5 protein-coding genes are annotated in these 4273 nt (G+C 74.5%); 3 read left to right on the top strand and 2 right to left on the bottom strand.

Annotated features, from left to right (window positions below; genetic code table 11):
* From HGA02_RS11980 to HGA02_RS11970, 3 genes are all read left to right on the top strand, one after another.
* A partial coding sequence (locus tag HGA02_RS11980; RefSeq protein WP_168679196.1) for a hypothetical protein occupies window positions 1-189 on the top strand: 189 nt, incomplete at its 5' end.
* A 109-nt stretch (window positions 190-298) separates the two neighbouring features.
* Complete coding sequence (locus tag HGA02_RS11975) at window positions 299-1288, top strand: ABC transporter ATP-binding protein (RefSeq protein WP_200829720.1); 990 nt, start codon at window positions 299-301, stop codon at window positions 1286-1288.
* Complete coding sequence (locus tag HGA02_RS11970) at window positions 1285-2007, top strand: ATP-binding cassette domain-containing protein (protein ID WP_168679195.1); 723 nt, start codon at window positions 1285-1287, stop codon at window positions 2005-2007. The genes HGA02_RS11975 and HGA02_RS11970 overlap by 4 nt, the downstream gene beginning before the upstream one ends.
* A gap of 85 nt (window positions 2008-2092) precedes the next feature.
* On the opposite strand, the gene HGA02_RS11965 is transcribed toward HGA02_RS11970, so the two are convergent.
* Complete coding sequence (locus HGA02_RS11965; protein WP_124343078.1) at window positions 2093-2329, bottom strand: TM2 domain-containing protein; 237 nt, start codon at window positions 2327-2329, stop codon at window positions 2093-2095.
* A 213-nt stretch (window positions 2330-2542) separates the two neighbouring features.
* A complete protein-coding gene (gene phoH2 / locus HGA02_RS11960) occupies window positions 2543-3931 on the bottom strand; it encodes an RNA 5'-3' helicase PhoH2 (protein WP_343035456.1) in 1389 nt (462 codons plus the stop codon).
* Between the last annotated feature and the right edge of the window lie 342 nt (window positions 3932-4273).

The raw sequence follows: 4273 nt of genomic DNA, 5'->3' as shown, positions 1-4273 counted from the left end.
CTGACCGACGCGCTCGGGCTCGACCTGCTGACCGGCGCGCCCGGCACCGCCGAGCTGCGGCTCACGTGGGTGCCCGTCGCGGGTGCGGCCGCCGTCATCGCCGTGAGCCTGGTCGCCGCCGTGCTCGTCGAGTCGGCCGTGCGCCGTCGCGACCGGCTCGGCGAGGTCCTGCGGGTCGGTGAACGATGACCGCCCCACCGCGGCGCGCCGCCGCCCCACCCGTCCCGTCCGCCCCGCCCCTGCCCCGTCCCCCTCGGAGGTCCTCGTGAACGCCACGCCGACGGCACTCGCGCCGACGCTGGGCACGCTGGAGGAGCGCGCCCGGCAGCGGACCGGCGCGTTCGGGGAGGACGCGCTCATCGTGTGCGACTCCCTGGTCCGCATCTACCAGTCCGAGGGCGTCGAGGTGCAGGCGCTGCAGGGCCTCGACCTGCTCGTCGAGCAGGGTGAGCTCGTCGCGATCGTCGGCGCCTCGGGCTCGGGCAAGTCGACCCTGCTGTCCGTGCTGTCCGGCCTCGACGTGCCGACGGCCGGCCGGGTGCGCGTCGGGCCGTGGGACCTCATGTCGATGTCGGCCAAGCAGCGCGTCGCGTACCGGCGGTCGATGGTCGGGTTCGTCTGGCAGCAGACGGCCCGCAACATCGTCCCGTACCTCACCGCGGCGGAGAACGTGGAGTTCCCCCTCGCCCTCGCGGGTGCGCGGCGCCGGGTGCGGCGCGCGCGGGCGGCGGAGCTCCTCGACGTGCTCGGCGTCGGCTACTGCGCCGACCGCCGCCCGTCGCAGATGTCGGGCGGCGAGCAGCAGCGCGTCGCGATCGCGGTCGCGCTCGCCAACAGCCCCCAGGTGCTGTTCGCCGACGAGCCGACCGGCGAGCTCGACACCGCCACGTCGCACGACGTCCTCGAGGGCCTGCGGACCGTGAACCGCGAGCTCGGCACGACGGTCGTCGTCGTCACGCACGACTCGAGCGTCAGCGAGCACGTGCAGCGCACGGTCGCGATCCGCGACGGCCGGACCAGCTCCGAGGTCGTGCGGCGCACGCACACCGCCGACGACGGCACCGAGCACGTCGTCGCCGAGGAGTTCGCGGTCCTCGACCGCGCGGGCCGCGTCCAGCTCCCGCGCGAGTACCGCGAGGCGCTCGACCTGGTCGGCAAGGTCCGCCTCGCGCTCGAGTCGTCGCACGTGAGCGTGTGGCCCGACCGCCTGCCGCCGGACCGCCCGCAGGAGCCCCCGACGCGCACCGGTCGCCACCGCGCCGTCCCCGCCCACGAGGAGCAGCAGTGACCACCACGACCACGGCCCTCCGGGGCGGCGCCGCACCGGCCGGCGTCCCGCTCGTCAGCGTCGAGCACGTCGGCCGCACGTACGGCACGGGGAGCGCCGCGGTGCACGCGCTCCAGGACGTGTCGTTCACGATCGCGCCGGGCGAGCTCGTCGCGCTCGTCGGACGCTCGGGCTCGGGCAAGACGACGCTGCTCAACATCATCGGCGGGCTCGACAAGCCCGACGAGGGCCGCGTGGTCGTCGACGGGCGCGAGGTGTCGGCGCTCGACGAGGGCGGCCTCGTCAAGCTGCGCCGCGACGTCGTGTCGTTCGTCTTCCAGACGTTCGGGCTCGTGCCCGTGCTGTCGGCGGCGGAGAACGTCGGCGTGCCCCTGCGGCTGCGCAGGCTGCCCACCGCGGACCGCGAGGCCCGCGTCGAGCTGCTGCTCGACCTCGTCGGGCTGGGCTCGCACGCGCAGCAGCGGCCCGGCGAGATGTCGGGCGGTCAGCAGCAGCGCGTCGCGATCGCACGCGCGCTCGCGAACTCGCCGCGCCTGCTGGTCGCCGACGAGCCGACCGGGCAGCTCGACACCGAGACCGGCACGGCCGTGATGGCGCTGCTGCGGGCCGTCGTCGAGGCCGAGGGCATGACGGCGATCGTCTCGACCCACGACCCGCTCATGATGTCGCTCGCCGACCGCGTGCTGCGGATCGCGGACGGGCGCCTCGTCGAGGGCTGACCCCGCACCGGGGCGGACGACCCCGCCCGGCAGCACGACGGCCCCCGACCAGCGCGGTCGGGGGCCGTCGTGCGTCGTCAGCAGGTCACGTCCACTGCGTGAGGACGCGGCCCTCCTTGTCGGTGAACTTGCCGATGATGAGGATGACGAGGTCGATGAGGGTCCAGATGCCGAGGCCACCGAGGGTCACGAGCATGAGGACGCCGGTGCCGATCTTCCCGACGAAGAAGCGGTGCACACCGAGCGTGCCGAGGAAGAAGCAGAGCAGGACCGTGGGGAGCAGCAGCTTCGGGCTGGTGCCGGTCGCGACGGGAGCGGTCATGGAGGGCCTCCTGGAGGGGTGTGCGAGAGCGGCGTCCGTGCCGGTCTCGCGGTCCGACGTGCGCAGCGTAGTGATCGCCCGGGTCTCGCACGGGCGGTTCCGCGGGCGACTTTTCGCCGGCTCGGCAGCGGCACCGCACGGCGCGGTGCAGCGGCCCCCGGACACGCGACGGCCGGCCGCGATGCTGCTCCGCGGCCGGCCGTCGTCGGACCGTCAGACCTCGATGCCCTCCAGCAGCTCCGTGACGAGCGCGGCGACGGGCGAGCGCTCGGAGCGGGTGAGGGTCACGTGCGCGAACAGCGGGTGCCCCTTGAGCGCCTCGATCACGGCGGCGATCCCGTCGTGCCGCCCGACGCGCAGGTTGTCGCGCTGCGCGACGTCGTGCGTGAGGACGACGCGCGACGACTGGCCGATGCGCGACAGCACCGTGAGCAGCACGTTGCGCTCGAGGGACTGGGCCTCGTCGACGATGACGAACGCGTCGTGCAGCGAGCGCCCGCGGATGTGCGTGAGCGGCAGCACCTCGAGGATGTCGCGGTCGAGGACCTCCTCGACGACCTCCTTCGACACGAGCGCGCCGAGCGTGTCGAAGACCGCCTGCGCCCAGGGGCTCATCTTCTCGGCCTCGCTGCCGGGCAGGTAGCCGAGCTCCTGGCCGCCGACGGCGTACAGCGGGCGGAACACCATGACCTTGCGGTGCTGGCGGCGCTCGAGCACGGCCTCGAGACCGGCGCACAGCGCGAGCGCGGACTTGCCGGTGCCGGCGCGGCCGCCGAGCGAGACGATGCCGACCTCCTCGTCGAGCAGCAGGTCGATCGCGACGCGCTGCTCGGCGGAGCGGCCGTGCACCCCGAAGACGTCCTGGTCGCCGCGCACGAGCTGCACGTGCTTGTCGGCGGTGACGCGTCCGAGCGCCGACCCGCGCGGGCTGTGCAGGACGAGCCCGGTGTGGCAGGGCAGGTCGCGCGGCGCCGTGACGAGGCCCGACGAGTCGTAGTCGGCGACGTCCGCGAGCGCGAGCGACTCGTGCTCCCAGAGGTCCGCCATCTGCTGCTCGGTGAGGTCGAGCGCGTCCATCCCGGTCCAGCCGGAGTCGACCGCGAGCTCGGCGCGGTACTCCTCGGCGCGCAGGCCGACCGCGGACGCCTTGACCCGCATGGGCAGGTCCTTGGAGACGACGGTGACGTCGCGGCCCTCGGCGGCCAGGTTCGCCGCGACGGCCAGGATGCGGGTGTCGTTGTCGCCGAGCCGGAAGCCCGCGGGCAGCGCGCCCGGGTCGGTGTGGTTGAGCTCGACGCAGAGCGTGCCGCCCTGGTCGGTCATCGGCAGGGGGTGGTCGAGCCGGCCGTGCTTGATGCGCAGGTCGTCGAGCATGCGCAGCGCGCTGCGGGCGAAGTAGCCGAGCTCGGCGTGGTGCCGCTTGGCCTCGAGCTCGGTGATGACGACGACCGGGAGGACGACGTCGTGCTCGGCGAAGCGCAGGATCGCCCGCGGGTCGGACAGGAGCACCGAGGTGTCGAGCACGTAGGTGATGCGCCCGGACGTGTCCGGGGCCTCGGTTCCGTGCGACGTGCCCGGGGTGTGCTGTGCGTTGCTGACCACGGCAGGCTCCCTCCGGCGCTAGGTGCGCCGAGACGGACGCTTCACGACGGCAGCCCGCTCGCGCGGGCGGAGGGGGCCGACGATCGGCGGCGGGACGGGGGCGGCCGGCCCGGTGCGTGAGGGCCGGGACCGACCCTCCTCCCGGAGCGGATGCTCCATGGGCTGGCCTCCCGGGGACGGCGGTCGCCGTCCTCTACGCGGAAACTAACCCCGCCCACCGACATGCGACGCACGACACGCGACGGTGTCACGCATCGTTCACCGGGGCGCCACCGCGCGGCCCCGCCGGGCGGTCCTCGCGCGCCCCGCCGGGTGCGTCGCGACGTCCCGTCCGGCGGTGCC

Origin of the sequence: Cellulomonas septica (assembly GCF_012396155.1) — a bacterium.
Taxonomy (GTDB): domain Bacteria; phylum Actinomycetota; class Actinomycetes; order Actinomycetales; family Cellulomonadaceae; genus Cellulomonas; species Cellulomonas septica.
The sequence above is the reverse complement of the archived record's forward strand: the minus strand, read 5'-3'. Positions and strand labels throughout refer to the sequence as shown.